17 protein-coding genes are annotated in these 24,957 nt (G+C 73.4%); 13 read left to right on the forward strand and 4 right to left on the reverse strand.

Going from position 1 to position 24,957, the window contains the following annotated elements; genetic code table 11:
- Positions 1-132 precede the first annotated feature (132 nt).
- The 7 genes from AB0368_RS26905 (at position 133) to AB0368_RS26935 (ending at position 11,828) form a co-directional block, all read left to right on the forward strand.
- Complete coding sequence (locus tag AB0368_RS26905) at positions 133-1,140, forward strand: endonuclease/exonuclease/phosphatase family protein (protein WP_366156749.1); 1,008 nt, start codon at positions 133-135, stop codon at positions 1,138-1,140.
- Positions 1,137-4,658 (forward strand): hypothetical protein, encoded by a 3,522-nt coding sequence (locus tag AB0368_RS26910; RefSeq protein ID WP_366156750.1) that lies wholly within the window; start codon positions 1,137-1,139, stop codon positions 4,656-4,658. Before AB0368_RS26905 ends, AB0368_RS26910 begins: the two co-directional genes overlap by 4 nt.
- The gene (locus tag AB0368_RS26915) at positions 4,655-5,932 is read left to right on the forward strand and encodes a hypothetical protein (RefSeq protein ID WP_366156751.1); all 1,278 of its coding nucleotides are present in this window, start codon (positions 4,655-4,657) and stop codon (positions 5,930-5,932) included. Before AB0368_RS26910 ends, AB0368_RS26915 begins: the two co-directional genes overlap by 4 nt.
- A complete protein-coding gene (locus tag AB0368_RS26920; RefSeq protein WP_366156752.1) occupies positions 5,929-7,671 on the forward strand; it encodes a hypothetical protein in 1,743 nt (580 codons plus the stop codon). Before AB0368_RS26915 ends, AB0368_RS26920 begins: the two co-directional genes overlap by 4 nt.
- 110 nt (positions 7,672-7,781) lie before the next feature.
- Positions 7,782-10,049 (forward strand): ATP-binding protein, encoded by a 2,268-nt coding sequence (locus AB0368_RS26925; RefSeq protein WP_366156753.1) that lies wholly within the window; start codon positions 7,782-7,784, stop codon positions 10,047-10,049.
- A 46-nt stretch (positions 10,050-10,095) separates the two neighbouring features.
- A complete protein-coding gene (locus tag AB0368_RS26930; protein WP_366156754.1) occupies positions 10,096-11,019 on the forward strand; it encodes a HAMP domain-containing sensor histidine kinase in 924 nt (307 codons plus the stop codon).
- 44 nt (positions 11,020-11,063) lie between these two features.
- A complete protein-coding gene (locus tag AB0368_RS26935) occupies positions 11,064-11,828 on the forward strand; it encodes a lipase (protein WP_366156755.1) in 765 nt (254 codons plus the stop codon).
- Positions 11,829-11,844: 16 nt separating this feature from the next.
- Here AB0368_RS26935 and AB0368_RS26940 read toward each other — a convergent pair whose 3' ends face one another.
- Positions 11,845-12,789 carry a hypothetical protein gene (locus AB0368_RS26940; RefSeq protein WP_366156756.1) on the reverse strand — a complete coding sequence of 315 codons (945 nt, stop codon included), beginning with the start codon at positions 12,787-12,789 and terminating at the stop codon, positions 11,845-11,847.
- A gap of 120 nt (positions 12,790-12,909) precedes the next feature.
- Between AB0368_RS26940 and AB0368_RS26945 the strand changes: the two genes are divergently transcribed.
- The 4 genes from AB0368_RS26945 to AB0368_RS26960 all read left to right on the forward strand — a co-directional run bounded on the left by AB0368_RS26945 (position 12,910) and on the right by AB0368_RS26960 (position 18,387).
- A complete protein-coding gene (locus tag AB0368_RS26945; RefSeq protein WP_366156757.1) occupies positions 12,910-13,224 on the forward strand; it encodes an STAS domain-containing protein in 315 nt (104 codons plus the stop codon).
- Between the two features lie 419 nt (positions 13,225-13,643).
- Complete coding sequence (locus AB0368_RS26950; RefSeq protein ID WP_366156758.1) at positions 13,644-15,218, forward strand: glycosyltransferase family 2 protein; 1,575 nt, start codon at positions 13,644-13,646, stop codon at positions 15,216-15,218.
- A gap of 47 nt (positions 15,219-15,265) precedes the next feature.
- On the forward strand, positions 15,266-16,087 hold the full coding sequence (locus tag AB0368_RS26955; protein WP_366156759.1) for an HlyD family efflux transporter periplasmic adaptor subunit: 822 nt from the start codon (positions 15,266-15,268) through the stop codon (positions 16,085-16,087).
- Positions 16,084-18,387, forward strand: a complete 2,304-nt coding sequence (locus AB0368_RS26960; RefSeq protein ID WP_366156760.1) for a glycosyl hydrolase — start codon at positions 16,084-16,086, stop codon at positions 18,385-18,387. Before AB0368_RS26955 ends, AB0368_RS26960 begins: the two co-directional genes overlap by 4 nt.
- Before the next feature lie 55 nt (positions 18,388-18,442).
- Here the strand turns inward: AB0368_RS26960 and AB0368_RS26965 are convergent, their stop codons facing one another.
- Complete coding sequence (locus AB0368_RS26965; RefSeq protein WP_366156761.1) at positions 18,443-19,258, reverse strand: polysaccharide deacetylase family protein; 816 nt, start codon at positions 19,256-19,258, stop codon at positions 18,443-18,445.
- Positions 19,259-19,466: 208 nt separating this feature from the next.
- Here AB0368_RS26965 and AB0368_RS26970 point away from each other — a divergent pair, with 208 nt between their 5' ends.
- Positions 19,467-21,320 (forward strand): ricin-type beta-trefoil lectin domain protein, encoded by a 1,854-nt coding sequence (locus AB0368_RS26970; protein ID WP_366156762.1) that lies wholly within the window; start codon positions 19,467-19,469, stop codon positions 21,318-21,320.
- On the opposite strand, the gene AB0368_RS26975 is transcribed toward AB0368_RS26970, so the two are convergent.
- On the reverse strand, positions 21,292-22,311 hold the full coding sequence (locus AB0368_RS26975) for a LacI family DNA-binding transcriptional regulator (RefSeq protein ID WP_366156763.1): 1,020 nt from the start codon (positions 22,309-22,311) through the stop codon (positions 21,292-21,294). The genes AB0368_RS26970 and AB0368_RS26975 overlap by 29 nt on opposite strands.
- A gap of 159 nt (positions 22,312-22,470) precedes the next feature.
- Between AB0368_RS26975 and AB0368_RS26980 the strand changes: the two genes are divergently transcribed.
- Positions 22,471-22,941, forward strand: coding sequence for a hypothetical protein (locus AB0368_RS26980; protein WP_366156764.1), 471 nt, complete (start codon positions 22,471-22,473; stop codon positions 22,939-22,941).
- A 42-nt stretch (positions 22,942-22,983) separates the two neighbouring features.
- Here the strand turns inward: AB0368_RS26980 and AB0368_RS26985 are convergent, their stop codons facing one another.
- Positions 22,984-24,957 carry an ATP-binding protein gene (locus AB0368_RS26985; protein ID WP_366156765.1) on the reverse strand — a complete coding sequence of 658 codons (1,974 nt, stop codon included), beginning with the start codon at positions 24,955-24,957 and terminating at the stop codon, positions 22,984-22,986.

Below are 24,957 nucleotides of genomic sequence, written 5' to 3' on the forward strand. Positions count from 1 at the left end.
GTTCAGGGGCGGCACAGGCGGGGCGAGGCAGTCTAACGGACTGTGCCGCCCCGTCGCCGGGTATCCCCGCGACGGCCGATCCGGTGCCGGATCCGCACTCAGCAGACGGCGGAAGTGTCCGATCAGAAAGATGTGAAAACGGTCGAAAGCATCGGGTCCGGGCTCAGCCGTACCCGCCGCGGTTCGGCCGTGCTCCCGTGGGCGCTGCGCGCGGCCACGGCCCTGCTCGTGGTGAGCGCCGTGCTCGTACGCCTGCACGCCGAGAACTCCGTCGTCCTCCTCGCCCTGACCACGGTCGGGGGCTGGGTGCTGCTGCTGGCCGTACCCGTGGCCGTGGTCGCGGTCGTGCGCCGGGAACGGGTGGTCGCCGCCGTCGCCATCGTGCTGTGCCTGCTGCATCTCGCCTGGCTCAGCGGCGCGTACTGGACCGCTGGGCCGCAGCAGGCACCGGGCGGCGCCGTAACCCTGCGGCTGCTCTCGGCCAACCTCAAGGCCGGCAACGCCGCCATCGGGTCGGTGGGCCTCAAGCTGCGCAACTCCGGCGCCGACGTGGTGACTCTCCAGGAGGTCACGCCGGAGCATCTGGCGCGGCTGAAGAAGACCGGCCTGACCGAGGTGTACCCGTACAGCGTCACCGACCCGCTGCCCGGATTCCACGGCTCGGCGATCTTCTCGAAGCTGCCCCTGACCGCGGCCAAGGCCTTCGACGTCAACGGCTCGCCGATGACGACCGCCACGATCACGCGCGGCGACCGGACCATCCGCATCGTCGATGTGCACGCCGTGGCACCGCTCTCCGGCACCAACCTCACCCGGTGGCGCGGCCAGCTCGCCGACCTGGCCCGGATGCAGCCCGCCGAGGACTCGGCGACGGTGCTGATCGGGGACTTCAACGCCACCCTCGACCACCGCTCGCTCGCGAACCTGACCGACTCCGGCTGGCGCGACGCCTTCACCGAGGCCGGCGAGGGCTTTGGCTTCACCTACCCCAACGGGTGGACGCCGGTCGTGCCGATGCTGCGCCTGGACCACGCCATGGTGTCCGAGCCGGTCACGGTGCTGCGCGCGGAGACCGCCGACAACCCGGGCAGCGACCATCGGATGCTGGCCGTCGACATCGCCGTACCCGCGGCCTCGTGACCGTCGACATCGAGGGACGGGCATTGCCCCCCGCGGACTGGCCGCCCGTGACACCCACCCCTCCACCGCCGGCAGCCCCGGTCCCGGCCGCACCGGCTGCCACTCCGGCACCAGCCGCCACCCCCGCAACGGCCGCCACCCTGGCACCGGCCGCGTCGCCGGCTGTGGGCTTCGTCCGGCGGCACCGGCTGTTGCTGGTGGCGCTCGCCGTGCTCGCCTTCTACCACGGCGCCCTGCTGCTCAGTGGCAGCTACCAGCGGACGTACGACGCGTACGTGCACATCTTCATGGCCGACCACTACCGCCGCGGCTGGTTCACCACCTGGGACGACCGCTGGTACACCGGCTTCACCACGGTCAGCTACCCGCCCGGTAGCCACTACGCCATCGCCGCGCTCAGCCCGCTGACCGGGCTGCGGGGCGGGTTCGTCGTCGTCCAGCTGTTTGCGCTCTGCAACCTCACCCTCGGCGTCTACCGCTGGTCGCGGATCTGGGTGGACGAGCGGGCGGCGGGCTGGGCCGCGATCCTGCTCGTCGTGTCGTCGTCCATCTCCGAGACGGTCCACGTCTTCGGCCAGCTCCCCACGACGTTCTCCCTCGGCTTCCTGCTCAACGCGCTGCCGTTCGCGCACCGGTGGGTGCGTACCGGGCGGTTGAAGTTCCTGGTGCTCGGCATCGCCTGCACGATGGGCGCCACCGCGGGACACCACGTGACCACGCTCTTCGGCGCGGTCTTCTTCGTGGGCCCGGTCCTGGTCAGCGCGCTGGTCATCGAGCTGCGGGCGCCGCTGCCGGACGAGCCGGGCGGACACCTGGACGCGATCGGCCGCAGCTCCCTGTGGCCGGTGGTCGCCCGCCGGCTGCGCCGCATCATGCGGCCCTTCGGGCGCACGATGGTGTTCGGCACGCTCATGGTGCTCGGCCTGCTCCTCGTCGTGCTGCCGTACTGGCTCTACTCGCAGGCCGACCCCATCACCCAGGTCTCGATCCCGCACGCCAGCCGCGACAACTATCTGGTGAACACGAACGCCGGGCTGGTCTTCTGGCTGATCCCGTGGGGCACGACGCTGGTCGTGCTGCCGTACGCGCTGATCCGCGGCATCACCTCCAACGCGTGGCCGCTGACCCTGTCGCTGGCCGTGCTGACCTTCCTCGGCACGGGCGGCACCACTCCCCTGCCGAAGATGCTGCTGGGAGGCGCCTACCAGATCCTGACCCTGGACCGGTTCACGTTCTGGGCCACCATCTCGATCCTTCCGCTCGCCGGCAGCCTGGTGTCGAGCACCATCGACGGCACCGTACGCGCCTGGCTGGTGCACAACTTCGGCCGCCGCCTGGCCGGGGGCCTGCCGGTGCTGATGGCCACCGCCCACATCGCGTTCACGCTCTTCTCGGCGAACCTCACCCACTACCGTCCGTTCCAACCGCAGGCCATCGACCCGGGCCCGATCGTCTCCTTCCTCAACAAGGACGAGCACTGGCGCTGGCGCTACCTGGCGCTGGGCTTCGGCGACCAGATGGCCTGGCTGAGCGCCAACACCACGGCGCAGACCGTGGACGGCAACTACCACTCGGCCCGACGGCTGCCCGAGCTCACCTCGCGGCCGGTCGAGCGCCTGGAGGGGGCGAAGTACTCCGGGCTGCCCGGCATCGGCAGCCTGCAGCAGTTCCTCGCGGTCCCCGAGCGCTACAACCTCAAGTACGTCTTCAACAACGACGCGTTCTATGCGCCACTGCTGAGCTTCAGCGGCTGGCACGAGCTGGGCACGCTGGAGAACGGGATCATGGTGTGGGAACGGGCGGACGTGCCCCCGTTGCCGGACACCGAGGTCGACCGGGAGGTCGCCCGCTGGCAGCGGGTGATGTGGGGCACCGTCCCGCCGGCGTCCATGCTCCTCGCCATCCTGCTGCTCGCCTGGGCGTCGTGCGGCGCCCGGGTGCCGGCGCGTGTGTCGCGAGCCCTGCGGTGGGCCAACCGCCTGCTCTGGCGGATGCCCGGGCCCAACCTGGGCAGCCGGCTGGTGGCCCGGATGGACCGCAAGCTGCTGGCCGCGTCGGGACGCATCGGCGCCGAGCGCACCGCCGAAGGCGGCATGCGCTGGCAGTCGACGCTGGAGCGGCTGCGCCGGCGGGCCGCGCATCGCTACGTCTCCCCGCGCCGGCGCCGCTTCCAGGCGACCGCCGTCATCCTGGCCATGCTCGCCGGCCTGGGCTGGATCGGCTACCAGCACCGCCCCGTCGACCCCACGCCGATCGACATCGTCAAGTCCTACTACGACGACCTCGACTTCAACCGGCAGGCGGACGCGTACGCCCGCCTCGATCCGCGCACCGCGCCCACCTTCGCGGCCTACCAGGTGGATCTCTCCCGCAACGGTGGCCTGGTGGCGTCCTTCGGCAAGCTCAAGTCGATCGTCACCACGGTGACCGAGGAGACGGCGACCGGCACCACCGTGTCGGCCGACCTGACGTTCCTCACGTCGCTCGAAGAATTCCACATGACCAGGAAGCTGGTCATGCGGTGGTACCGGAACACGTGGTGGATCGACCTGCCGCCGGCCGAGGTGTACCAGCCGCCGGACCAGTTCGTGCAGCGCCCGGGCGTCACGTTCCTGGAGCAGGGACGACGGGCGGTGGCGACCGACGGTACGTCCACCGCCGACCTGCAGGACCGTCCGCAGCTCGCGTTCGGGTCCGTCCGCTCGCTGCTCGTCGACGGCCGCTGGGTGGTCGTCGGCGAGGTGACCAACATGGACGTGGATCCGGCCGACGTGACGGTCAACGCCCAGATCCGCGACAAGAACGGACGGCTGCTGGCGTCGTGGGACGCCGCCCAGGTGCTCACGCACAAGCTGCTGCCGGGCGAGACGTCCCCGTTCCGGATCGAGTTCCAGCGCATCGCGGGCACCGGCGCGTACGGCACGGAGGTCGACGGCGGCGTCAAGAAAAACGAGACGGGGCCGGACGCGCAGGCGGGCACCGCCCCCGCGCAGCCGTCCGCGAGCTCGTCGAGCGGTCTGCACGGGCCGGTCGAGTTCGACCCGCTGCAGATCACCCCGCTGGTGCTGGGCGCGGCCGACGTGCCCGCGTCGATCGCGGTGTACGCCCGCGGGGTCGTCACCCCGCGCGGCACCACCCGGGGTCTCCAGGTGACCGGCCTGCACGTCACCGAGGCGGACGGCGCGTCCTACCTCGAGGGCGAGATCCGCAACGACATGACCGTCGAAGCGGCCATCCCGCACCTGCTGGTGGCGTACAGCTCCGCGAACGGCGAGCTGGCCTGGGTGGATCACGCGTACCTGGCGGACAGCATCGCCCCGCAGCGCCGGACCACCTTCCGGATCCCGCTCGCGGACGGCTCCGGATTCAAGCCGTCCGGGCTGCCGACGACCGGCTACACCGGCGTCGACGGGCCGGCCCGGGCGCCGCGCCGGGCGACGATGCTGCGCGCCCCGGAGTCCAGCGGCTTCGCCGGCATCACCGTGTACGCCAGCACGTACATCCGGGGCGGGCGATGAAGCACCGCCGCCGCGAACTGCCCGACGGCCGCCGGCTGCTGCGCCTGCTCGCGGCCGGCACCGCCCTCACCGTCCTGGCCGCGGCGGCGGCGGTCGCGGTCAACCGGGCGTTCGTCGCCGACCTGGGCGTGGTCATCACCCGCCCCATGCAGCTGAGCCTGACGTTCACCCGCCGGGTGCAGGCCGCCGAACCGGTGACGGTGGCCGTCGGCGGCGCCCCGCCCGGCGCCGCGGTGTCGCTCATCAGCGTCGGCTCCATCGGTGCGGTCACCGCGGACGCCGTCGCCGGCCGCAACGGGGCCACCTTCGAGCTGTCGGACGACACCACCCGGTGGGCCGGCACGGTCACCCTGATCGCCCGCAGCGGCAACTCCGTGACCTCCGCGACGCTGACGGTCGCGCCGGGGCCGGTCGTCGGGCCGGCGCTGGCCGCCGTCGGCCCGCGCTCCATCGTGGCCGACGGTACGGACCGGTCGATGGTGGTCACCGTGCCCACGGACCGGTTCGGCAACGCCGCGCCCGACGGCACCCAGGTGGACGTCATCCGCGGGCGCGCCGGAGCCGGCGAGCGGCGCACCGAGCTGCGGATGGACGGGCTGCTGGCGCACGGGCTGCTCCAGTCCGGCACGGAGGCGGCGACCGGCGAGGTACGCGTGGGCGTCGGCGCGGTCAGCGGCCCGACGGTCAGCCTGGACGAGGTCGCGGGCCCGCCGAAGCCGTTCACCCTCCAGGTCACCGGGGCGGTGCCCGATGCGGACGGCCGGTCGCTGCTCACGGTGGCCACGGCGGTGCTCACGGACCGTTTCGGCAACGTGCAGCCCGACGGCACCGAGGTGAACCTGCGCTGGAACGAGGCGTCCGGCGGCAGCGAGGCCGACGGCTACACCGTCCGGGGCGTCGCGCAGTTCGCGATCGAGGCGCCGGGCCAGGCCGCCACCCTGGCGCTGCGGGCGACCTGCCGGGGCACCGCCACCGCGCGCCCGCTCAACGTCCGGTTCCGGGCCGTCCAGCCGACGATCGCCCTGACCGCGCGCCGCAACCCGAAGGGCATCGGCGTCGTCGTCGGTCCCGTCCGCGGCTCGCTCGGTGCGCTGGTGGCCGACGGCACGCCGGCGGCGGTGTCCGTCATCGATCCGAAGGGCCACAAGGCCCGCGGTTCCGGCCAGCTCGTCGAGGGCATGCTGCGCCTCGAACTTCCCGACGACGCCCTCAGCGGGGTGCTCTCCGTACGGGCCACGGTGCTCGGCAGGACCGAGCGGGTGACGCTGAGGTGATCCAGCGCAACCGCGTCAAGCGCGTGATCGTCCAGTCCGTCGCGGTGTTCGGTGCCCTCGCCTGCGGTGCCATGCTGGCCGGGGTGGCCCGGCTGGCCAGCTGGCAGATGCCCGGGTCGCTGTCCACCTCCGCGCTGCACGAGGTCGCCGAGCTGCCGCCGGAGGCGGACCGGCTCGTGACCTGGCTGCCGGACCGCAGCGACGCCCAGCGGGTGCTGGACCCGGCCACCCGGGTCCAGATCGAGGCCGCCTACGTCCGGGCCTGGGCGGCCATCGGGCGCTACCAGACCACCGGCGACACCGAGCCGGTGACGAGCACGTTCGCCGAGCCGGCCCGCGGCGCCGCGCTCGCCGTGCCCCGCTCGGCGACCGCCTCCTGGTCCATCGCCCACCACCTGGAGCTGCAGTTCTTCGCCCTGGACGGGATGACCGTGGCTGTGCGCGACACCGACGCCGACATCGTCCGCTCGGCCGTCACCGCCGGCCTGCCCACGCTGACCGACGTGCACGAGACGTACGACGTGGTGCTGGTGCTGCAGGACGGCTACTGGCGGATCGAGCAGCTGCGCCGGGTCGCCACCGAGCCGCCGGTGATCATCGGCCGCACCGCGGGCGGTACGGGCGCCACGGTCCTGGCCGGCGTCCGCGCCGCCAGCGCGCGTACCGTCCCGGAGCTGCACGGCGTCGGCTACCAGCTGCCCTTCGACAAGCCGCTGGACGAGAAGGCGGTCGGCGCGGACCTGGCCACCGTCACCCGGCTCGGCCTGGACACGGTCCGGGTGCCGTTGCCGTACGCGGAACTGGGCGGGGACGCGGCGGATGCCGAGAAGCTCGCGTTGTTCCGGCGGTTCCTCGACCTCGCCGCCGCGCAGAACGTCCGCGTGGTGCCGGTGCTGTTCTCCGGGCTGGCCTCGCTGACCCCGGACTTCTGGGCGGCCACCGACATGCATCTGCGCGCGGTCGTCGGCGCCCTGCGGGACCATCCCGCGATCGCCATGTGGGACGTCGCCGACGCGCCGGACCGCCGGGCCACCGGCGTGGCGGGCTCGGTGGAGGTCTACGGGTGGGTGGTGCACACGGTGACCGAGTTGCGGGCCGTGGACCCGGACCACCCGGCCACCGTCTCGTGGTCCGACGTCTCCGCCGCGGCCAGCCCGACGGTCAACGGGCTGTTCGACGCGGTGTCGCTGGCCTGGGACGGCGCCCACGACGAGCTGGCGGCCGCCCTCACGCAGGTGTCCCGGAACGCCTCCGGCCGGCCGGTCATACTGTCCCGCTTCGGGCTCAGCACGTACAACAGCGTCTTCCCCGGCGGCCATACGGAGGCCGACCAGGCGTACGACGTGCAGCAGAGCCGGCTGATCGCGGCCCGCGGCGGCGTGCGCGGCACCGTATTCGCCTGGCTGCGCGACTCGATGACGACCCAGGCCGCCAGCCTGCTCCCGTGGCGCTCGGGCCCCCCGGAGGCGGAGGGCCTGCTGCACGCCGACGGCAGTTCCAAGCGGGCGGCGGCGCTGATCGGCAAGGACGCGAACCTCGGCCGGCCGGCGCACCCGCCGCTCGCCGACGTGCTCCGCAAGCCCTTCTGGTGGCTGGCGGGGATGCTCGGCGCCGGGTTGCTGCTCCTCGTGGTGCTGGTGGTCCGCCGGCGCCGCCGGACCGCCCGGGAGCGGAAGATCCGTGGCGCCCCGCAGGCTCCCCGGCATCTCGCCCCGGCACGACCCGGTCCGGCGCACTGAAACCCCGTTGCTCCCGAACGCTCCCCCCGCCGCCCCTGCGGGCACCCACCCTGATGCACGGACCCGACCAACCCCGGGCCCAGGCTCCTGCGAAAGGTCAGGTCAAGCGCATGGGATTTGCGGCGCGCACGCTGGTCGAGGCGATACCCGGCCCGGCGGCGATCGTGGATCCGGACGGTCGTGTCCTGGTCGCCAACGGGCGATGGGCACGACCGGACGGCGGCTCGGCGTACCCCGCCGAGGGTGCCGTGCTGGGCGCGTCCGGCGTCACCTGCCCGGGACACCAGCAGGTGCTCTCCGCCGTACGGGAGATGACGCCGCAGGCGGCACCCACGGTCCTGCCGTGCCGGTGCGACGCCGCGGGCGACGGCACCGTGCGGGTCACCCACCTGGAGAGCGACTGCGGCTCGCACCGGCGCCTGGTGACGGTCGAGCCGGCCGCTAACACAGCCGGCGGCACTGCCGGCACCGACGCCGACGCGGACGCCGCGGCGCAGGCCAAGTCGCAGTTCCTCGCGCTGCTCGGCCACGAGATCCGGACCCCCGTCACCACCGTCGTCGCCACGGTCGACCTGTTGCGCGCCCAGCAGCTGCCGCAGGACGTGCGGGAGATCGTCGACAGCGTGCACCGGTCCGTGCACTCCCTCAAGGCGCTCACCGACGACATGCTCGACCTCGCCCGGCTGGAGACCGGCAGCCTGCACGTGGAACGCAAGCCGGTGATCCTGCGCCGGGTGTTCGAGGGCATCGTCGAGCCGTTGCAGCAGCAGTCGCGCCGCAAGGGCCTGCTGCTGCTGGCCAGTCCCGCCCCCGACTTCCCCGCCGCCGTGCTCGGCGACATCGACCGGCTGCGCCAGGTGCTGACCTGCGTGGTCGGCAACGCCGTCAAGTTCACCGAGGCCGGCGAGGTCGTCGTCACGGCCGAGCGGGACGGCGACGACACGTACCTGATCACCGTCTCGGACACCGGGCCGGGCATCGGCGAGGCCCACCTGCAGCGGATCTTCGCCCCGTTCGTGCAGGCCGACTCGTCGGCCGCGCGCCGGCACGAGGGCGCCGGCCTCGGCCTGGCCCTGGCCGCCCGGCTCGTCGAGTGCATGGGCGGCACGATCGAGGTGCACGCCGAGCCCGGCGAGGGCTCACAGTTCTTCATCCGGCTGCCGCTGGAGGCCGCGCCGCAGCAGCCGCCCGCGGCCACGCCACCGCCGCTGATCCGCCGCCGGATCGCCGTCGTCGCGCCCACGTCGCGCTCCACGCTGGCGATGTCGTGGCTGCTGAGCGGCGCGGGCGCCGAGCCCGTGCCGGCTCGCTTCGACGACGTGCTGCGCCGGATCCCGGACGTGGACACGGTGCTGTGGTGCGACGACTCGCACGACCCCGAGGCCATCCGCCGCGCCGACGCCATGACCGAGGCGCTCGGCCCCAAGGGCCGCACGCTCATGATCAGCGCGACCGACCCGCGGACCGGCATCGTCCGCAAGCCGGGCGTGCTGACCGCCCCGCTGGTCATCGGCCGCCTGGTGGCGGCACTGAATCTGGAGCGCACCGGCGTGCGCGGCGCGCCCATCACGGTGCCGCCGCTGGCCGGTGGCCGGGTGCTGCTGGCCGAGGACAACGACGTCAACCGTACGGTGTTCCGCCGCATGATCCAGCTGCTCGGCGTCGAGTGCGACGGGGTACCCGACGGCTCCGCGGCGGTGGACGCGTTGCTCGGCGACACCCCGTACGACGTGGTGCTGATGGACCTGCAGATGCCCCGTACCGACGGGCTCGAGGCGACCCGCCGGGTCCGCGCGGCCGGCTGCACCATCCCGATCCTGGCCCTCACCGCCACCGCGCTGCACGGCGACCGGGAGCGGTGCCTGGAGGCGGGGATGGACGGCCACCTCAGCAAGCCGATCACGCTGCCGGAGCTGCGGGCGGCACTGGAGCCGTACCTGTCCGGGCCCCCGGACGAGCCGGAACCGGAACCGGATGCCGAGCCGGCGGCGGCGGATACCGACGCGCCGGATCTCAGCAAGCTGCGTGACCTCGAGGAGCAGCTCGAGGACCGGGCGCTCGTGGTCACCACGGTGAACACGTTCCTGTCCCAGCTCGACGGGCGCCGGTCGGCGCTCGCCGAGGCGCTGCAACGGCTGGACCACGACGCGCTGCGCAAGACCGCGCACACGCTCAAGTCGTCGAGCGCCCTGCTCGGGGCCGGCTCGCTCGCCGAGGCGTGTGCCCAGGTGGAGCGCAACGCCACCCCCGGCGCCAGCGAGCAGGACCTGACCGCGCTGGTCGCCGGTGTGGAGAACGCCGTCGCCGGAGCCGTCCGGGTCATGGCCGGCTACCTGGCCTCAGACGAGGACGGAGCCGACAGTGCCGGACAACGCTGACCTCCCCCTCGCCCCTTCAGACCCCACCCCCCGGGACGGTGCCCCCATGCGAGTAGTGACTTCCCGCGCCCAGCGGTGGTCGCAGCGCCGTCGGCGGATCGGCCGGTTCCCGCGCCGGTACGTCGTCACCACGGCGCAGCGCCCCGCGACGAACCTGTACGCCGAACTCGAGCGCGAACGCCTCCGCAACGCGGAACTGGAGCGCCGGGTCAACGAGCTGAACCGCTCGGTGCAGGAGCTCGAGGCGTTCTCCCGCGAGATCAGCCACGACCTCAAGGCACCGCTCGCCGGCATCTGCGGGTACGCCCAGCTCCTCACCCACCTCGACATCGGCTACCCGCACCCTGACGACTACGACGACTTCGTGGCCGAGATCAACCGGAGTACCGACCGGATGGGCCGGCTGATCGACGACGTGCTGGCGTACTCGACGGTGCGCGGTGCCCAGCTGCACTTGACGACGATCGACCTGTCGGCGCTGGTCGACGACGTGGTGGCGGACCGGGCGATCGAGCTGTCCTGGCCCGGCGCGACCCGCCGGCCGGAGCCGCAGGTCACCTGGGAGACCCTGCCGGCGGTCCGCGGCGACCACGGGATGCTGCGGCGGCTGCTGGAGAATCTGCTGGGCAACGCGCTCAAGTACGTCCGGCCGGGCGAGGCCGCGCGGGTGCACCTCTCCGCGCGTACCGAGGCCGGCATGGTCCGGGTGGAGGTGACCGACCAGGGCGTCGGCATCCCCGAGGGGCAGCACGAGGCGATCTTCGGCGAGCTGCACCGGGCGCACCCCGACGCGTACCCAGGCACCGGTCTGGGCCTGACCATCTGCCGCCGGATCGTGGAACGGCTGGGCGGCGCCATCGGCGCCGACCCGCAGTTCCACGACGGCGCGCGGATCTGGTTCGTCCTCCCGGCCGCCACGGCCGACACCGCGGGCGGGCAGGCCCCCCTGTCGGCGGACGCCGCCCGCTGATCACGTCCCGGGGACACACCCACCTCCACGAGTCATGATGAGGTGTGTCCCCGCGCCGCAGGCTCGTGCTGCTCGCCGCCCTCGGGATCGTGGTCGCCGTGCTCGCGGTCGTCGGTGTCCGGCTGCTCACCGGCGGCGATCCGGGGCCGCGCGCCGATCAGTCGCGGCCCGGACCGGTCCTGCTGGTTCCCGGGTACGGCGGCAGCCGCACGGCCCTGTCCAGCCTGGCCACCCGCCTGCGGGCAGACGGGCGCGACGCGACCGTGCTGACCCTGCCCGGTGACGGCACGGGCGACCTGCTCGAGCAGGCCCGAACCCTCGACACCGCCGCCAAGGCCGCCCTCGCCAGCGGCGCGCCCTCGGTGGACGTCGTCGGCTACTCCGCCGGAGGCGTGGTGACGAGGGTCTGGGTGGACCGGCACGGCGGCGCCGCCGTGGCGCGCCGGATCGTCACCCTCGGATCCCCGCTGCACGGCGCCCGCCTCGCCGGTGCCGGCGCAGCGCTGGCCCCGGGCTCGTGCCCCCCGGCGTGCCGTCAGCTGGCCCCGGGCAGCTCCCTGCTGGACAGCCTGGACGACGAGGTGCCGGACGGCCTGCCCTGGCTGTCGATCTGGACCGAGAACGACGAGACGGTGCAGCCGCCCGACTCCGCCCGCCTGGACGGCGCCGTCAACGTCGCGGTGCAGAGCATCTGCCCGGCCGCCCGGATCTCGCACAGCGCGCTGCCCACGGACCCGATCGTCACCGCCCTGGTCCTCGGCGCTCTCGGCACGGCGCCGCTCACCGAGCCCACCCGCTGCCCCGCCTAACTGCGGGCGTCGCGGGTCATGAAGTTGGCCTGCCGGGCAGCCCGACGACCACGAACCGGGCCAGTCCGGTCCCGTACGCCCCCAGCGCGGTCACGCCCCCGGCGGCGGGCTGCCGCGGCTGCCCGGCCAGCAGATCCGGCGGCGTCACGGAGTCCCACCGGTCGAGTACGCCCAGCACGTCGGCGGCCTCCGTGGTGGTGAAGCCCGTCCCCGGGCGCCGGGCCGGCGGCTCGAGCACCCCGGCGGCCGGGGCGGCGAGGATCAGCTCGAGGAACCGGGTGACGAAGACGGGCCGCGCGACGCCGCGGGCGGTGACCTCCACGCGCACCGGCAGCCCGGATGCCCGATCGGCCCAGATGTCCGCGTGCGCGATGGTGGTTCCGGCGGCCGCCGGCACGATGCGCAGGCCCGCCGCGAGCACCCCGGCGACCCGTCGGCCGGGCAGCGGCTCCAGGCGGTCCCCGGCGGCCAGGCTCAGCAGGCGGCGGGCCAGCTCGGGCGGGGTCAGGTCGGCGGCGCGGGGCAGCCGCACCGGTTGCTCGCCGAGGATCAGGGAGAGCTGGTTGTCGCCGTAGTCCCAGACGACCTGCCCGTCGCCGCTGCGGTAGAGGTCGCGCTCGGTGCCCGGGCCGAGCACGTCGAGGCGCCAGCGGTCCGGAGCGGCGTACCAGACCCGCATCTCGGTGGTGCCGCTGAGCGCGGCGGTGACCTGGGCGAGGCCGGGTAGCGCCGGGAGGCCGAGGGAGCCGGTGCTCTGGGCGTACCCGTGGAAGGGCCGGCGCGCGGACGCCATGATCTCCTCGCGCAGCGTGCCGGGGGCCACCCCGGTGGCCGGCACCGGCCGGTGGGCCAGCGCCACGGGGACGGCGACCAGGACGACGATCAGGGCCCCGACGAGGCTCCACCGGAGCCGGGCCTGCGCGCGGACGACCGTGCGGCCCGCGCGAAGGAGGTCCCTCATCCTGCGAATCTACGCCGGAGCGCCACGATCGGCCGACGCGCGCGGACCGGCCGCGGGCGCCCGTGGCATGTGGTTAGCTGACCGGCAACAAGCCATACCAGCGAACGGAGCCGGATACCGGTGGATGTGGTGACCGAGTCACGGACGAGCGGTGCCGTCTGCGTCGCGGTCACCGGGGAGATCGACATGGCTACGGTCGGTGCCCTGGAGGCCGCACTGCGCGACGCCTACGACCGGGACGGCGTGACCGAGGTCGCCGCCGACCTCGCCGGCGTGACGTTCTGCGACTCGTCGGGGATCGCGGCGCTCGACCGGGCGTACGGGGAGGGCTCCGCGCGGGGCATCCCCTTCCACGTGAGCGCGGTGTCGGCGCCGGTGCGGCTCGTGCTGGAGATCACCGGCATGCTGGAGACCCTCACCCGGCCGCCCGCCTGACCCTGCCGGGGCGCAGGCCGACTCGCGCGCCGGGGATCCCGCGCTATTGCGCGAATAGGTTCACTCATTGTCCGCCAAGGATCCGCGCCCGGCGAGAGCTCCGCCGATTTCGGATGGTGCAATGAAAGGCCGTAATAAAGCGCGGGCCCGGCCCGGGCCGGAACCGCAGCTTGCCGGGCCGGTGGCGCTATTTATGAACAGCGATGGGTGAACACCGGATTGACGCTTGAATACGGTGGTGTTTCGACTCTGTACGACCGGCTCATCTGTGTCCGCCGTCACCGATTGCCAATGACGGCTATCGACCCCTAACGTAATTCCGGTGCAGCCGACGACGCCGCCACCGAAGCCGGTGATCGCAGTTTTTTACGCCCGCGAAATACGAGCCGAATCCCGGCGCAAACTCTTCGGGAGCGACCATGCCGACCACCGATCCGCCCGCCCGTGCCGCCGCCCCGCCGCGGCGGGCCTGGCGACCGCTGCAGCGGTCCACCCGGGTCGCCATCTTCGGGGCTCTGCTCGCCACGCTGTTCTACCAGTCGTTCCTGCTCGACCCGCAGTATCGCGGGCCGGTCTGGCTGTGGGCCACGATGCTGCTGGCCGAGGGACTGACCGCAGCGCACGCCATCGGCACCTGGTGGACCATCCTCGCCCACGACAACCGCGATGAGCCCGGCGCCGTCACCGTGCGGCGCAACCGGCTCCGGGCTGGCGCCGACGTGCCCGGCATCGACGTCTTCATCACGGCGTACGGCGAGCCCCCGGAGCTGGTCCGCACGACGATGCGGGCCGCGCGGGACATGACCCTGGACCACCGCACCTGGGTCCTCGACGACGGGGACAGCGACGTGCTGCGCCGGATCTGCGCCGACGAGGGGGTCGGATACCTGCGCCGCGACGGGGGCCTGCACGCCAAGGCGGGCAACGTCAACGCGGCGCTGGCCCGCACCACCGGCGAGTACGTGGTGATCCTCGACGCCGACCACGTCCCCGAACCGAACTTCCTGCTCCAGATCCTGCCCCATTTCGAGGATCCGGACGTGGCGTTCGTCCAGTCGCCGCAGTCGTACACCAACCGGACCAACCTCGTCTCCACCGGCACGTCGGAGGCGCAGCGCATCTTCTACGAGCTGGTGTGCCCGGGGAAGAACCACTTCAACGCCGCCTTCTGCGTCGGCACCAACGTGATGTTCCGCCGTACGGCACTGAACGAGATCGGCGGCATCGCGACCGGCAGCAACTCCGAGGACATCTGGACGTCGCTGGAACTGCATCGGCGCGGCTGGAAGTCCATCTACGTCCCGCAGGTGCTGGCCCGGGGACTGGCGCCGACGGATGTGGCGTCGTACCTGAAGCAGCAGCTGCGCTGGGCCAGCGGCGGATTCGAGGTGGTGCTTCGCGGTGGCATTTTCCGCCGCGGCACCGGGCTGACCGTCGACCAGCGCCTGCAGTACCTCTTCGTCGGTACGCACTATCTGCTGTCGCTGGCGATGCTGACCTTCATGCTGTTCCCGGCGCTGTACCTGCTGTTCGCCCTGAGCCCGATCCGCGCCGACGGCCTGACCTGGGCCACGCACTACGTGCCGTTCCAGGTGATGGTCCTGGTCGTCACCTGGCTGCAGTCGGGCGGCTTCAAGGGCTCGGCGATCGTCGCCAGCATCGGGGCCGCCCCTGTGCACGCCCGGGCGTTCTGGGCCACCCTGCGCCGCAAGCCGGCGAAGTGGAGCGTCACCAACCGCGCCGGCGCGGGCTCACGCTCGCTCTGGGTGGTGATGCCGCAGGTCGCCCTGGTCGTGCTCAACGCCACCGGCATCGTGGTCGGCCTGGTCGTCATGGCCGATCCCGCGCCGACGTGGCTCTCGGTGGCCTGGGCCACCATGATCGTCCTGATTCTCGGCCGGATCATCGCCGAGTCGGTCATCGGCCGCGGCGACGAGGCCGCCACCTTCCCCACCGAGCGCGCGGACGCCCCCGTGACCGCCCCGGCCCGCTGAAGCGCCCGCCCGCCCGAACCGTGTCCATCGTTCAAGGGATAACCGCAATGACCAGTGTCGTCGAGCACGACCGTCTCGCACAGTCCCCGCAGTCCACCCCCGTGCCGCCCGTCCCGGCGGACCCCGTGCCGGCCGGCCCCGGCCCCACCCGCTCGCGCATCCCCGCCGTCCGGACCTTCGTCGTCACCGCTCTCCTGCTGGCCGGCGCGGCGGCCGGAGGCACCTACGTGACGACCCACCGCCTCGCCGCGTCCGCCTTCGTGACGCTCGAGGACGCGGTTCTGACCGCGGACGCGCTCCCGGTGGGCCCCACCGGCTCGGGCGTGGTCACCGAGATCCTGGCGGCCGACCAGAGCCGGGTCGCCGCGGGCCAGCAGCTCGCCCGGGTGCAGCTCGCCGACGAGCCGGCCCCGGCCACCGGCTCCCAGCCGCGGACGGAGACGCTGCGGGCGCCTTCGCCCGGAACCGTGTCCAAGGTCGACGTCCCGGTCGGCGCGGTGGTGGGCGCCGGAGAACCGGTCGTCACGATGTACGACCACACCAAGCTGAGGTTCCACGCCAAGGCGACGGCCGACCAGCTCCGCGAGCTGCGCCTCGGGATGACGGCGACGATCACCGGCCCCGGCCTCGCCCGGCCGGCCCCGGTCGTCGTCGACCACGTGGAGGCGCGGATCGGACCCGACCCGCTCTCCGACGCCCCGATGACCGCCGACCAGGAAGCGGCCCACGAGCAGCTCACCGTCGTGCTGGTGCCGCGTACCGACGCCGTCGACACGATCGGCGCGCTGGTGCCGGGACTCCGCTTCACGGCCGACATCGACACCAACACCGCGGTCGGCCGGATCCCCGCCGTGAACGGTGCCGGGTGACGGCCCGCCTCCGGCGGATCATGACCGCCGCATGCCTGGCCCCGGTGCTGCTCACCGCGGCCTGCTGGACGCAGGCGTCCCCGGCCGGGAACGGCCGGATCCCGGCGCCGCCCGCCTCCGGGGCGCTCAACGAGGCGGCCGCCGCCACGGTGCTGAAGGCCCCGGCCGCCGGCGGGAAGGCCCGCCTGGCCGACGCCCTCCCGGCGGGCACCGGCCCGAAGCAGGGGCCGGTGCAGGCCGGGCAGCCGCTCGGCGGCCAGGCGCTGCCCACCAGCCAATGGTGGAGCTCGGCGCTCACCGGGCCGCTCGCCCAGCCGCTCTGGGCGCACCCCTTGGCGATCAAGAACACCGGTGCGGGGCTGGGCGTGAGCGCCGCCGCACCCGTCGCCTCGGCCGACGCGGTGGTGACACCGTTCCGGCCGGCACTCACCCTGGGCGGGCCGATCACCACGGTGCGGGTCGTCGGGTACGGCGCCTTCCACGTCGTCCTGCGGGCGGAGCTCCGCGACGGCGGCAGCGTGGAGATCACCCTGGTGCAGGGCAGCCCCGTGCTGTACCTCGACTTCGGGGACACGACTCCGTCGCTGACCGCGAGCGCGCCGATCGTCCGCTCCGGCGGCGGCGGCCCGCTCGCCCGGCTCACCGTCGCCGGCCAACGCTGGGACGTGCAGGCCGAGGAGGGTGCCGGCTGGCGCCAGGACGGCGACCGGCTCACTGTGGACCGCTCCGGCCGGCACGCGATCGCCGTCGCCCGGGTGCCGAACCAGGCGGACGACGCCCAGTGGACCGGGGCGCTCGCGGGTGCCGCCGGCGATCCGGTGATCCGCACCACGTCGAACATGGCGTACGACGGCACCACCGGCACCGTGACCCAGACACTCGGCGCCGAACGCCGGTCCGGCAGGCCCGGGGTGTGGGCGCTGCTGCCGCATCAGCAGGCGGGACTCGTACCCGGAGGTGGCCTGGAACCGATGACAGGCAGCTACGCAGACGCCCGCGGAACCCTGTCCGTGGCCCGCGCAACCGGGGTCCGCGTCCGCGTGCCGATGCCCGGCCTGATCACGGAGGCGCCGGCGATCACACTCACGGGTGCGGCCCGCACCGCCGTGCTCACCGAGCTCACCAAGGATCTCGCCGACCACCCCAAGACCGCGAACGGCGGCAGCTACTTCGGCCTCAAGGAGCTGGGCCGGCTGGCCACGATCGCGGAGGTGGCCAAGGGCGTGGGTGCCCTGCCGCAGCAGGAGGTGGCGTTGCGGCGGCTGCGCGCGGCGCTCGTCGACTGGCTCACGTACGGCGGCCCGGGAGACGTCCGGTACTTCGCCTACGACCGCGTGTGGGGCGGGCTCATCGCCGTACCCGCGGAGTTCGGCAGCGGCGACTACAACGACCACCACTTCCAGTACGGCTACCTGGTCCGCGCGGCGGCGGTGATGGCGGGGGCCGACCCGGCGTTCCTGCGCGACTACGGCGATGCCGTCGGCCTGGTGGCCCGCGACTACACCGGCACCCTGGCCGGCGACGGCGCGGACGGGTTCCCGCCGTTCCGGGTGTTCAACGCCTACCTCGGACACTCGGCGGCGTCCGGCTTCGCCCCGTTCGCCGACGGGAACAACCAGGAGTCGTCGAGCGAGGCGGTCGCCGCGTGGGAGGCCGTGACCCGGTGGGGCATCGTGACGGGCGACGAGCGGCTGACGGCGTACGGCGTCACCCACTACGCGCTCGAGGCGGCGACCGCGCGCCGGTACTGGCTCGGCGAGGAGGGGCAGCGGCCGCCCGGCTATGCGCACACGGTCGCCGGGATCGTGTGGGACGCCAAGATCGACCACGCCACCTGGTTCGACCCGAGGCCGGAGTCGGTCATGGGCATCCAGCTGCTGCCGCTCACCTTCGGCTCGTTGTACCGCACCGATCCCGGGAAGGCGGCGGCCCGGGCGGCCGAGGTGACGCGGGAGGCCGGCGGGAAGCCGCGGGTGTGGGGTGACCTGTTCGCGGCCGACCTGGCCCTGGCGGACCCGGCGGCGGCCCGGCGGCGCCTGAATCCCGCGCCGCCCCGGGAGGACGGCACGAGCCGCGCGATGGTGCGGTACTGGGTCGAGATGCTGGCGGCCTACGGGCCCCCGCAGACGTCGGTGGTCGCGGACGGGCCGTACGGGCTGGCCTTCGGGAGTGCCGAGCACCCTCGTCTGCTGGCCGGCAACCCGACGACGGCCCGCCGGACCGTCACGTTCCGCAGGAACGACGCCGTCATCGCGACGGTGGTCGTCGACCCGGGCCAGAGCATCCTCCGGCAGCCCTGAGGAAGGCATCCCATAGGAGGCATCGCGCCGGGCCGGCACAGGCCCGGCGCGATGCCTATTTCGGGTGGAGGGCCACGAAGCGGTAACCGCGCGCCTTCAGGGCGGGGATCACCGTGCGCAGCGCCGCGTACGTCTGGGACCGGTCCCCGCCCCCGTCATGGCAGAGCAGAATCTGGCCGGGCCGGGCGGCGAGCAGCCGCTGGGTGATCGCCCCGACGCCGGGGCGTGACCAGTCGCGGGGGTCGTCGCTCCAGTCCAACGGCACCATCCGGGCCTTGGCGGCGCCGGCGAGCAGGCCGGGTGACCAGTCGCCGCCGGGTGAGCGGAACAGCGCCGGCGCCTGGCCGGTGGTGTCGTAGATCTTGTTCTGGGCGCGGTCGAGCTCCCGGTGGACCTTGGCCGACGACAGTCGCGACATCCGTATCGGATGGCTCCAGGTGTGGTTGGCGACCAGATGGCCGTCCCGCACCACCTCGCGCGCCACCGTCTCGTGGCCGAGGACCTGGTTGCCGATCATGCAGAACAGCGCGGGGACGTGATGGCGCTGCAGCAGGCGCAGGATCTTCGGCGTCCACAGCGGATGCGGGCCGTCGTCGATGGTCAGCGCTACCGAATCGCCGGGGAATGCGGGGCCGGGCACGACCCGGCGGTAGTCGCGCAGGGTGAACACCGGGCGCTTCAGCACCGGTACGGCCGGAGCCCGGGCCGGGGCGGGCGTCCCGGACGACCGCGGCGCCGGTGGGCGGGGCGCCGTGGTGAAGCGGGCGTGCCGGGGCTCCGGCGCGGACCCGGCGAGCAGCAGCGCGCCGGCGACGGCCGGAGCCGTGCGCAGCAGCCGGCGGCGGGTGACCTCCGTTCGGGGGTTGATCATGGCAAACCAAGCTAGCAAATATGGACGAAGGCGAATTGTCCGCCCGGAGCTTGTGTTACACGCGTTACATGCCCCGCCGCGCCCACTTCCAAGCAGCTCCTAACGCGGAACATATTGACGAAGGGGCGAACAGAATGTTTCCTGAAGACATCCCCGTTTCACCAATGTTTCATTGTTTCATCCGAGCCCCCGATCGGAGGGACCCCTCATGCCTGCCGTCCCCTCAGGCCCCGTCAGCCGCCGCCGGCGCCGGCTGGGCGCCGTCGGCGCGGTCGCCGCGGCGCTCGTCGCCTCCGGCGCCTTCGTCGCCGTCACCGACGCCCCGTCCCAGGCCGCGACCGCGGCCGACGTGTGGCTGACCACGCCGGACCGCGCCAATCTGCTCAGCCAGAAGAGCGCCGTCACCTTCGGTACGACCGGCAGCGGCCCGGTCATCACCGTCAACCCCGGCACCACGTACCAGTCGATGGTCGGCTTCGGCGCGGCGTTCACCGACGCCGCTGCGTGGAACGTCTTCAACTCACCGCAGCGCGACACCGTCATGAACGCGCTGTTCGGCACCGGAAGCGGCATCGGACTGAGCTTCCTGCGCCAGCCCGTCGGCGCCAGCGACTTCTCCCGGTCCTTCTACACCTATGACGACGGGGCCGCCGATCCCTCACTGTCACGGTTCTCGGTCGCGCACGACCAGGCGTACATCCTGCCGCTGCTGCAGCAGGCGAGGCAGCTCAACCCGCAGGTCACCGTCAAGGGCGCGCCGTGGAGCGCGCCGGCGTGGATGAAGACGAACAACAACCTCGTCGGCGGCTCGCTCAGCCAGGCGAACGAGGGCGTGTACGCCGACTACCTGGTGAAGTTCGTGCAGGCCTACCAGGCCGCGGGCGTACCCGTCGGCTACCTGAGCGTGCAGAACGAACCGCAGTTCTCGCCGCCCGGATACCCCGGCATGCTGATGTCCGACGCCCAGCAGAGCCGCATCATCAAGCTGCTCGCGGCGAAGCTGCGCACCGCCGGGCTGAGCACGAAGATCCTCGGCTGGGACCACAACTGGGACAACACGTCCTACCCCCAGGCGGTCAACAACGCGGCGGGTGCGGACGTGGCCGGCTCGGCGTGGCACTGCTACGCCGGCGACCCGAGCGCGCAGTCCACGGTGCACAATGCCCAGCCGGCCAAGGACATCTTCTTCACCGAGTGCTCCGGCACGGAGTCCGCCGACACCTCGAAGACGTTCGCGGACAGCCTGTGGTGGCAGGGCCGCAACCTCGCCGTCGGCGCCACCCGCAACTGGGCGCGCTCGGTGGCGCTGTGGAACCTCGCACTGGACGCCAACCACGGCCCGGTCATCGGCAGCTGCACCACCTGCACGGGCGTCGTCCGCATCAGCGGCAGCTCCGTCACCTACAACGCCGAGTACTACGTGCTCGGTCACCTCAGCAAGTTCGTCAAGCCGGGCGCCGTCCGCATCGACTCCACCGGGTACGGCCAGGGCGGCATCGAGAACGTGGCGTTCCGCAACCCTGACGGCTCGATCGCGCTCGTGGCGATCAACACCGGCGGCACCCAGAACTTCCAGGTCTCGTACGGCGGCGCGTCCTTCGGGTATCAGCTGCCCGCGGGCGCCATGGCCACCTTCACCTGGGCCGGCGGCACGACCCCGACCACCCCGCCGGCCGGCGCGACCGGGGCCGTCACCGGCTCCGGCGGCAAGTGCCTCGACGTCACCGACGGCTCGACCGCCAACGGCACCCTGCCGCAGATGTGGGCCTGCACCTCGGGCCCGAACCAGCAATGGACCCGCGCCGCCGACGGCACCCTGCGCGGGCTGGGCAAATGCCTCGACGTCAAGGACAACGGCACCGCCGACGGGACCGCGGTCCAGCTGTGGGACTGCTTCGGCGGCGCCAATCAGCGGTGGACGTACACCGCCGGCCGGGACCTCGTGAACGCCGCGTCGGGCAAGTGCCTCGATATCGTCGGCAACAGCACCGCGGACGGCGCCAAGCTCCAGATCTGGAGCTGCACCGGCGGCGCTAACCAGAAGTGGACGGTCCCCGCCTGACCGGTGCGGGGCCGGTGGACCCCCGGACGACCAGATCGGTGGCGAGCTCGACGTGCCGGGCGTCGAGCTCGTGCCGCTTGATCATGCGCAGCAGCAGGGTGACGGCCATCCGCCCGAGCTCGGCAAGCGGCTGCCGTACGGTGGTCAGCATCGGCTCGGTCGCCTGGCTGATGTCGCTGTCGTCGAAGCCGACGATGGACAGGTCCGCGGGCACCCGCAGGCCCCGCTCCCGCGCCGCGCGCACGGCACCGACCGCGACCTTGTCGTTGAAGCCCACCAGCGCCGTCGGCCGCTCCGGCTGGTCCAGCAGGTCGCAGGCCGCCGCGTAACCGTCGCGGACGGTGGGCTCCACGAACCGCAGCAGCTCCGGGGCCGGCAGGACGCCGACGTCGGCGAGCGCGGCCACGTACCCGGCCATCCGGTTGTCGGTGACCAGCCACTCGCGCGGGCCGGCGATGATGCCGACCCGCCGGTGGCCGAGCTCCACCAGGTGCGCCATCAGGCTGCGGGCACCGGTGACGTGGGCGGCGGAGACCGCGACGATGTCCCGCGGCGGGGTGGTGCGCGGATCGAGCACGACGAACGGGAACCCCTGCTCGCGCAGCCGGATCAGGCTCTCACCGGGCTCCGGCGGCAGGATCAGCACGCCGCCCGCGACATCGTCCGATCCCGGCAGGGCGGTCAGGGCGGCACTGCGCCGGGCGGCCGTGCCGGCGTCGAGGACGGCCGTCATGCCGTGCAGCTCGACGGTCTCGACCACCGACGTCACCATCGGACCGAAGTAGTCGTCGAGCAGGTACGGGCACCGCACGTAGATGCCACCGCGGCCGGCGGACGCCGACGCGGGGCCGCCCAGCCGGTCCACCGCCCGCAGGACCAGGTCCCGCGTCCGCGGCGCGACGTTGGTGCGGCCGCTGAGCACCCGCGACACCGTCGCGATCGACAGGCCCGTCTCGGCGGCCAGTTCCCGCACCGTCGCGCGCTGTCGCAAGAAACCCGTCCCAGGTAGAGGCTCCGATCCGCCGATCATAGCCGCGGGACCCGCGGCCGGTCCGGGCCGGATTTTCAGGCGGCACCCGGGGTCGCCACAGCTTCCTGACAGGTACGGCGCCGACGGTGATGCTGACCCGTTCTCACCCGGAGGTTCGACGTGCAGCGTTCCACGAAACTCACCACCGCCGTGGCCGGGGTGGCCGCCACCGGCACGGCCGGCATCCTCGGCCTCATGCTCGCCGGCAGCCCGGCCCAGGCGGACCCGAGCCCGTCGGCCGCGGCGGCACCGTCCAACTCGGCGCCCGCGAACGCCCCGGGGGACCGCGACGCCGACCGGGCGCAGCGCCAGGACGAGCTCGCCGGCGCGCTCGCCACCGAGCTGGGCGTCGACAAAGCCAAGGTCGCCGCCGCGCTGGCGAAGGTGCAGGCCGACCAGCAGGCCAAGGCGAAGGCCGACCGTACTGCGCAGCTCAAGACGCGCCTGGACGAGGCGGTGAAGGCCGGCAAGCTCACGGCCGACGAGGCCGCCGCGATCCAGAAGGCCGCCGAGGCGGGTGTGCTGCCACAGGGCGGCGGCCCGGGTGGCGGCGGGCACGGCCGGGGTGGCTTCGGCGGCTTCGGGCGCTGACCCGGTGGCTCCCCGGCCGGAACATGCCCGGCCGGGGAGCCGTCACTCGGGCGTACGCGGAAGCCGGACCGTGACCGTGGTCCCCGCCGGTTCGTGCCGGCTGAGGGTGATGGTGCCGTGGTGGTGCTCGACCACGGCCCGGCACAACGCCAGGCCCAGCCCGTTGCCCGGGATGCCGCTGTGGCGGGCGTTGTCGCCCCGGTAGAGCCGGCGGAAGAGCGCGGGCCGGTCGTCGCCCGGCAGGCCGATGCCGTCGTCGGTGACGGTGAGCACGACGGCCTCCCGGTCGCCGGTCAGGCGCACCGTCACGGTGGAGCCGTCGAAACTGAACTTGACGGCGTTGTCGAGCAAGTTCTCCACGACCTGGCGCAGCCGGCCGGCGTCCCCGGTCACCGTCACCCCGGGCTGCAACTCGGTCGTGACGGTGACGTTGTGGGCGCTCACGCCGTCGACGGCGGCGGCGGTCAGGGCCGTGAGGTCCACCTCGCCGGCCGCGAAGGTGCGGTGCCCGGCGTCGAGCGCGGCCAGGTCCAGCAGCTGATCGACGAGGTCGCGCAGGCGGCGGCTGTTGCGGTCCACGACCTCGGCCATCTCGCGCAGGTCGTCCGGGAGCCCGGGCGCCGCGGCGAGGAGCTCTATGTACGCGCTGATCGAGGTCAGCGGGGTACGCAGCTCGTGGCCCACCAGGGCGACGTACTCGTCCGTGGTCGCGGCCAGGTGGCGCGCCAGGTCGTCGGCGCGGTGCTGCTGCAGGTGCGCGCCGATGCTGCCCGCGACGCCCGTCAGCAGCAGGCCGAGGGCCGGCTCCGGTTCCTGCGAATCGTACGAGAAGAAGGTCATGACCCCGGTGACGTGCTCGCCGCTGCGGACCGGCACCGCTCCCCCGGCGCGGAACTCGGTGCCGGCGACCACCTCCGGCAGGATCGGCGAACCCTCGGCGTGGAGGTCCGTCACCCACAGCAGCTCTCCGCGCTGCCAGCACAGCCCGGCGAGCCCTTCGCCCCGGGCGATGCTGGCCGGCAGCGGCAGCGGTCGCTCGTCCGGCCCGGTGTAGGCGGTCTCGGGGCGCAACCGGTCGGTGACGGGGTCGACCAGCCACAGGCGTACGGAACGCCAGCCCAGCATCTCGCCGACCGTACGCACGACCTCGGCGCGCGCCTGCGCGGCGCTGGTGCTCTCCGCGAGCGCCTTGAGCACCTCCGTCTTGCAGGCTTCATAGATCCGGGACCGGTGCGCCGCGGTGATGTCCCGCAGAGCGGCAACGGCGCCCACCACCGTCCCGGACCGGTCGCGGACCGGCCGGGCGTTGATGGTCAGCCAGCGCGGGCGGCCCTGCCGGTCGGTCGCGAGGAGGCCGGCCCGCTCCACCACCTCGCCGGTCAGGGCGCGGGCCATCGGAAGGTCCTCGGCGTCCAGCTCGCTGCCGTCGTGGTGGCGCAGGGCGAACCGCTTCGGCCATTCCTCGAGCGGCACACTGCCGCTGGTGTCGCCGAAGAACTCCCGCAACATCGGGTTCAGCAGGATCATCCGGCCGTCGGCGTCACAGGCGGCCAGCCCGGTGTCCACGCTCCGCACCAGGGCATCGACGAAGTCGGGACCCAGCGCCGGGCCCTCCAGCAGGGGTCCGGGCTGCTCAACCGGTGGACGCGCCGAGGCAGCGCCGAGGTGGGGAACCAGCGCGGCGGCGAGCTCCGTGAGCGTGAAGGGCTTGCGGATCACCGCCGTGGCCCCGACGTCGCGCAGCCGGGTGTCCCCGGGCAGCGAGAAGGCGGTGACCAGGACGATCGGCACGCCGGCCAGGTGCGGGTCGGCGCGCAGCGCCCGGCACAGCTGCAGCCCGTCCATCTCGGGCATGTCGACGTCCGCGACCACCAGGTCCGGCCGGCGGCGCTCGGCCGCCGCGAGCGCGGCCCGGCCGTCTCCGGCCACCGTGACCTCGTGCCCCAGGCGCCGGATCACGCCCGCGACGAGGCGCTGGTGATCGAGGTCGTCCTCCGCCACGAGTACCGAAGCCAT

It is taken from the genome of Actinoplanes sp. NPDC051475, from assembly GCF_040689425.1.
In the GTDB taxonomy this organism is placed as follows: domain Bacteria; phylum Actinomycetota; class Actinomycetes; order Mycobacteriales; family Micromonosporaceae; genus Actinoplanes.

Bases quoted from the DNA above. Each gene is read 5' to 3' on its own strand.
- AB0368_RS26915 (WP_366156751.1), top strand. From the start codon at position 4,655: ATGAAGCACCGCCGCCGCGAACTGCCCGACGGCCGCCGGCTGCTGCGC.
- AB0368_RS26925 (WP_366156753.1), top strand. From the start codon at position 7,782: ATGGGATTTGCGGCGCGCACGCTGGTCGAGGCGATACCCGGCCCGGCG.
- AB0368_RS26930 (WP_366156754.1), top strand. From the start codon at position 10,096: ATGCGAGTAGTGACTTCCCGCGCCCAGCGGTGGTCGCAGCGCCGTCGG.
- AB0368_RS26940 (WP_366156756.1), bottom strand. From the start codon at position 12,789: ATGAGGGACCTCCTTCGCGCGGGCCGCACGGTCGTCCGCGCGCAGGCC.
- AB0368_RS26950 (WP_366156758.1), top strand. From the start codon at position 13,644: ATGCCGACCACCGATCCGCCCGCCCGTGCCGCCGCCCCGCCGCGGCGG.
- AB0368_RS26955 (WP_366156759.1), top strand. From the start codon at position 15,266: ATGACCAGTGTCGTCGAGCACGACCGTCTCGCACAGTCCCCGCAGTCC.
- AB0368_RS26965 (WP_366156761.1), bottom strand. From the start codon at position 19,258: ATGATCAACCCCCGAACGGAGGTCACCCGCCGCCGGCTGCTGCGCACG.
- AB0368_RS26970 (WP_366156762.1), top strand. From the start codon at position 19,467: ATGCCTGCCGTCCCCTCAGGCCCCGTCAGCCGCCGCCGGCGCCGGCTG.
- AB0368_RS26985 (WP_366156765.1), bottom strand. From the start codon at position 24,957: ATGGCTTCGGTACTCGTGGCGGAGGACGACCTCGATCACCAGCGCCTC.